The 6,164-nt window shown below is 46.1% G+C and carries 5 protein-coding genes and 1 pseudogene; all 6 read right to left on the reverse strand.

The window, feature by feature from the left end:
* Nucleotides 1-807 carry an MBL fold metallo-hydrolase gene (locus tag AC5I6P_RS11850; RefSeq protein ID WP_495693963.1) on the reverse strand — a complete coding sequence of 269 codons (807 nt, stop codon included), beginning with the start codon at nt 805-807 and terminating at the stop codon, nt 1-3.
* Between the two features lie 191 nt (nt 808-998).
* The gene (locus AC5I6P_RS11855; RefSeq protein ID WP_495693964.1) at nt 999-1,658 is read right to left on the reverse strand and encodes a cysteine hydrolase family protein; all 660 of its coding nucleotides are present in this window, start codon (nt 1,656-1,658) and stop codon (nt 999-1,001) included.
* A gap of 8 nt (nt 1,659-1,666) precedes the next feature.
* Nucleotides 1,667-2,722 carry an ABC transporter substrate-binding protein gene (locus AC5I6P_RS11860; RefSeq protein WP_495693965.1) on the reverse strand — a complete coding sequence of 352 codons (1,056 nt, stop codon included), beginning with the start codon at nt 2,720-2,722 and terminating at the stop codon, nt 1,667-1,669.
* Nucleotides 2,723-2,874: 152 nt separating this feature from the next.
* Complete coding sequence (locus tag AC5I6P_RS11865; RefSeq protein ID WP_495693966.1) at nt 2,875-3,924, reverse strand: fatty acid desaturase family protein; 1,050 nt, start codon at nt 3,922-3,924, stop codon at nt 2,875-2,877.
* A 104-nt stretch (nt 3,925-4,028) separates the two neighbouring features.
* The gene (locus AC5I6P_RS11870) at nt 4,029-5,744 is read right to left on the reverse strand and encodes an alpha/beta hydrolase (protein WP_495693967.1); all 1,716 of its coding nucleotides are present in this window, start codon (nt 5,742-5,744) and stop codon (nt 4,029-4,031) included.
* 316 nt (nt 5,745-6,060) lie between these two features.
* Nucleotides 6,061-6,164: pseudogene (locus AC5I6P_RS11875) on the reverse strand (IS1 family transposase); the annotation flags it as partial.

Genomic DNA, 6,164 nt, shown 5'->3' on the forward strand with positions numbered 1-6,164 from the left:
TTATGGGCGAACAGCAGGAAACCCATTTTGCAACGTGGCTTTCGAGATGCGATCGGAGGGACAACCGGGTGTTCTTCTTGCCTCTAGATACTCAACAATAATTTGCTGATAGCGTTCTTTACCAAAGATTTGGTAATGCCCTGGATACACAGTTTCAATGGAAAGATTTTGCAAGCGTTCATAACTTGCAATGTAAGTGGAAATGTGGCTGCAATGAAGTTCGTCTAATAAATCGCCATCGTAAATCACATCACCGGAAAACAAGTCTTGAGATTGCGAGTCATATAATCCAATACATCCAGGAGAGTGTCCTGGTAAATGCAGCACGTTAAATGCGCGATCGCCTAAATCCAGCACATCGCCTTCTTGTAAAATTTGGGTGGGTTCTGCTCCTCGAAGCGTGTATTGCTCAACAGTAAATTCAGGAGTCGGCAACTGATCAAAATGCTCCTCCAAAACAAAGCCTTGTGCAGAGGAGCATAGCGCTTCGTAGTCGTCTCCGGCTCGCAAAGCATCGGCTTCTGCGGCGTGAATGGCGCGATGCTCAAACTCGTGCATTCCACCAGCATGATCAAAATGAATGTGAGATGCGATCGCTAATAACGGTTTGTCAATCAGAGATGCAATATGCTGGCGTAAGCTAGATACTCCTAATCCTGTGTCAATTAACAGATCGCGATCGCGTCCTTTGATCAACCAAAGGTTAGCTCGATTCCACCAGTAGTAATGGGGTTCGGTGATCAAATAGAGTGAGTCATTGATTTTCTGAGTAGAAAACCAGCATTGACTGACGCGCTTTTTCTTCATTCTCGCAACCTCTCATGATCGATTGATAAAAGCAGTCTTTACGGTTAACCAAAAGATCCTAACGCAATTCTTATAGCGCTGATGCCAGCATTATGCGATATGTTAACTGAGATTAATTCCGCTAAGATTCAAGCGAATGTCAATTTCTTGACATTCGCAATCCTAAAATTAATCAGAAAGTAGTTGTTTACTTACAACGCCAGCACGCGATCGGAGGACGTGACCCAACCGATCGCCCCATTTTCGCCCAGCAATACGTCGATTGCCGCTTGATGCTCCTGGAGACTCAAAGCCGCGCAACAATCTTCTAACAACAAGCCATAAAATCCTAAATCACTGGCGTGTCGATAGCTTCCCAAAACACAGCATTCTGTGGTAACTCCTGTAAACAGCAAATGAGTAATGTTGTGCTGACGAAGAACCGCTTCAAGAGCCGTTGAAACAAACGCCGAGTGAGCAGGTTTATCGAGTTGCACTTCTGTCTCTAAGGGCTGCAACTCGTCAATTAAAGCGCATCCTCGCTCTCCTTGAATCAAAAATCGTCCTAATTTTCCAGGAGCACCGAGCGGGTAGCCTGCATTCTCGTAGCGCAGTTTTTTGGATGGTGCTGCATCTGAAAGATCAGGCTTATGGCTCTCTCTCGTGTAAATCACTAACACTCCATGCTGTCTTGCCCAATCGATCACGGCTTGAACTCGGGGAATGATGTTGCGAAGGGGTGCAATATCAGCGCCCATGACACTACTGCAAAATCCGTCGGGATGACAAAAATCATTTTGCAGATCGATCACCAGTAGAGCAGTGCGATCAAGCGCGATCGCAAACGGATGTTGATGAGTTTGAATTAGCATACTAGAACTCATTTCGCTTTTGCGCTCAACGCTGTGACAAATTGCGGATCGACAAATTTAGACATATCAGGAACGGTTGGAACCTTGTTTTGATTCTTGAGAAATGTCGCTAAATTGGTCAGTGGTTTCAATAACGACGCATCGCTATTGGAATTTTCTAGCATGGTTAGATTCGTTGCCAGATTAGGAATTTGAATGCCTTGAAGTTGCTGCGCTAGCTCATCTGGCGTCACGTTGAGTTGCTTTGACATAATCGCCAACCCTTCTTGAGGATTGGCTTTGAGAAATTCCACGCCTTTGAAATGACCTTCAGTAAACGCCGCCACTGCGTTTGGATTGGACTGGATCACCTGATTGCTGAAAATATACAAATCTGCGATCGCGGTTGGCTTCTGCTTGGAACTGTAGATCACTCGTCCATCTTTCTGTGCTTTCAGTGCCTGATCGCTAAATGGAGAAAACGAGTAGGCAATGTCAAGATCGCCCTTCTGGAACGCTGCCGCCGCTGCATCGGGAAGAACATTCACGATCGTCACGTCGTTCTCACTCAAGCCCGCTTCCGCTAAAACTTGCAGCACGAAGAAATGTCCAATTCCGCCGAGTTCCGCACCAATTTTTTTGCCCTTAAAGTCCTGAATGCTGGCAACACTGTTGCGTGCTAAAACAACATCTGCACCGACAGAGGTATCTCCAACCGCCACAATTTTGAACTCTCCTCCTTTAGCAGCCAAGGTGATGGCCTCTGAGGACACCAGAGCAAGTCCGTCTAGCTTTCTTGACAAAAACGCTGGAAATCCAGCGAAGGTAGATTCAAGGACTTGCAGTTTCAAATCTAGCCCTGAGTCTTTGAAGAATCCCTTCGCTAGAGCAATGTATAGAGGAGTGAAACCAATCCAAGTATTAAGGCCCAAGGTCAGGGCAGTCGTAGAAGCATTAGAAGACGAGGCCGTGCTTGAAGAGGTAGAAGAACGACAGGCATGCAACCCGACGCTCGCGATCGCGCTGGTGGCAAACCAAAGCGCTTGTCTTCGGGTGAACTGATTGCGTTTGAATGACTTGTTCATAAGTGCCGCGTTCAGAGATGGATTGATAGAGATGAATTAGTAGAGACAAGTTGAACACTGAATTTGGACAGCATCGACTGTTGCTCCAAGCTGTTGCTCCAAGCTGTTGCTCCAAAGGATTAGCAATCCTCCAAGCAGCTAATTGAGTAACCTCAGGATGGTAACACTAAAAAAGAAACTTCAATTCCACCGTAGAATGTCTCTAAATTAGGGTTTCCTTGCTCGTCAATAACTGTTCCTTGTCCTGAAAAAATGCGCTGTACCCGGAAGCGATGGTAGTTTCGCAACAGTTGAGGCAAGGTGATGTAATGCACCTCGTTGCCAGAATAGAGTTCGCGATCGAGTTCGTGCAAGCGATGCCAGGGGCACTTCATTAAGGCGTGGTGAGCATTGTGATAGCCAAAATTGAGCAACAACAAATTTAACCACCAATAGCGCTGAGAAACCAGATTCGAGAACGTATTTGTCTGTTCATGAGCGCGATCACGTTTTGGCAGCGAAGTTCCAATAGGAAAAACCTCATAAGTATGCTGGAAAGCATCTACAAATCGGAGTACCGTAATCATACCAATGTAGGCTAGAAAATATAACAGCAATGCTTTTAGAGATACTAATCCTAACGTTATGAATAACGCAACTCGCGTTATCAACGTTAATAAAACTCGCGTTCGTTCATACTTGCGCCCATGAATTCGGAAAGGGGCAGAAATCGCTTGAAATCGTGGCAAAAATGCCAATGCAGGAATATACATCCATTCCAACGCTAGTAATGGCAGCCGTATAAACGCGGGTAGAGCATTTAAGAATGCCGCTAGATCAAATTGGCAAAAATCAACGCGAGCAATATGGTGATCTATATGTAGCTTTGTTAAGTCTTGAAAGCGAGCATAGCAACCACCATTCAGCCACAGCATGATATTGCCCGCGATCGCATTCCACTTCATGCTGTCAAAAATCGTTCCGTGCATTAGTTCATGAGTTAAATAGGCAGAGATGATCAGGCTGTGCATCAGGAACAAAACGCCTACAGCATTGAGCCAGCCGTTACTCTGAAGAACTAGCGCAATTCCACCTATGTAGCTTCCAATGGTATAAAGAAATGCGATCGCATTCCAAACTGGTTTGTCTTGATGCAAGAAATGCTGAACATTAACAGGAGTTAATTCCTTCATACTGCTGCGAGGCGTTGATTGAATTTCCATTATTTATCCCTTAAACAATCACACAAGAAAGCACACAGACAAGAAACTACAAGATCACAAAGCCCGGCAGAACAGGGATAGGCAAGGTTCTAATCAATTTGCTCTTAGGGTTTTCTTTCAGACTGCGCTTCCTGAACACAGTGCCTTACTGATCGATTAAAGCGATCGTGGTTGCAGGTTGTTAAAGGTAGGGATTGAATGATGCTAAGACGTAGATCGGGCTGGGTAATTGTTTTGGCATACGCCTGGTTTAAGTACGGTAGATAGGCTTTGCGATCGTTCAAATGCACCTGAAAAAACGCGGCACTTAACGCTCTAAGATAATCCCGACCTGTGGCGGGGCTTGGGCCACGCATAAAGTCTGGTAGTTTATCGATGTACTGATCCTCGCTACTTGAGTAATGAGTCCCCGGAACCAGCACCGCCAGATATTTCTGGGATGTGTTTACCCACGCAAACGGGTGAATTTGGTCGTCGATCGCAGGACTCATCAAAATATCATGGCTCCCCGATACAATCAGGGTAGGAATTGCCACTTTTCCCATCCCTTCTTCTCCATAAATCGCACTTGTCAGTGGGTATGCCGCCAGCACTGCTTTCACCCGTGGGTCGCGGAGGCTTTTCTGGGTGGAGGACAACGATTTTGCATAACACTGAAGCGGCAAAGACGCGCTGAATAAAAAGGTTTCAGGTTGACATTCTGTTTTCAACTGCGCCTGATTGATTTCTGCCCCCGCGATCGAGAGTGCAGTTGTGCCACCAAAGGAAGCTCCCATTACGCCAACCTTTTGTAAATCGAGTCTTGCCTTCCAGTCTGCATCAGTTGTTACCAAACGCTCTAGTTCATCCAGTAAATAGGTAATATCTGATGCCCGGCTGATGAACTCAATCGGGCTAATCACATCACTCAGTTGCCCTTCTAGAAACGCCCGGCGATATTCTAAGTTGCTACCCATGTGTTCAGGAAGCGCAACTGCAATTCCGTGGGATGCAAGATGGCGGGCGACATATTCGTTGTTGAACCGCTTTGCCCCAAAACCATGAGAATAGACAACAAGAGGAGCAGGCTGAGCACTGTTTTCAGGGAGGTAGAAGTCAACCAAGAGTGGGTAGGGCTTCCTTATGCCTAGCGGTGTAGGTCGGCTCTCATTGATCGTGAATGTCAATGTTTTCTTGGTCACCTTGCTCAGACCTGGTTGGCGCAAGTCTGACAAGCGAGAAAAATCGACCGAGGCTTGGGCCGCCGCTTCTCGATCTGCTTGTTGAGCGATCGCGCTCACAACCCTGTCTCTGTAGCGCGATCGCTCAGTAAATTCTTTGGTGAACTGAAGCACTGCCCTGATGTCTACGCGAATCTCTCGGTTGGGAAAGTGCCGCATCACGTTGATCAAGGTTAACCCATTTGTTCGATCGGCGGCGGCCAAAATTACCGCTGCTCGAATGGCATGAAATCCATTGCTTTGGCGATCGCTGAGGATAACCGTGCCCAATCGTTGAATGAGCGTTTCGACCATTTGTGTATAAGCCGCACGAGAGACAACTACTGGGCTGTAATTCAACCGTTGCTGTAAGGCTTGGCGGAGTTCTGCTAATTGGGTCGAACTCAAGCGACGAGCAATAAAGGCAAATTCACTTGTTACAGTTCCCTCGTTTGCAAACGTTGCTAAATCGTCTACAGAAACATAAAATTCGAGGGGTGCATAGGAAAAAGTCAGCCGCTCTGCACTAGCAGCGGGCTTTGGGCACAATGCAACGGGCAACAGTCCTAGGCTCAGCACAACTCCAGCTTGCAGTACCAGAGCCATCGATTTTTCTTTCATTTCTAACTGTCCAATCCTCAACGCTCATCATTTACTTAGGTTTAATGATACGTCGTTGCCTAGTTAGTGAATGATCGAGGCGAGAACAGCACAGTTAAATATCTGCAGGCTAAGTTAAGAAGTCATGCCTTTTGATCAATCTAATTTAGCAATCTAAACCTGGTGATGTTTTAGATATGGGGCTAATCTGGTGATGTTCTAGACGTGAGGACAATATAGTTAAATTGCTCGCCCAACTTCATAGTGATTGATGAATAATTGTAGTTGATGAACAATTGTGGTTGATGAACATTGTCGGGTTCATCTTCAGCACTCATGCCATATCTCGGATGCGATTGCCATTCATCGCCATATCTACAATTTGTTGTTTTACATCTACCAAGTAGCCCCGGTAGGAATACTTCACGACAAAGCAATGCC

The sequence above is a fragment of the Myxacorys sp. genome, assembly GCF_059501405.1.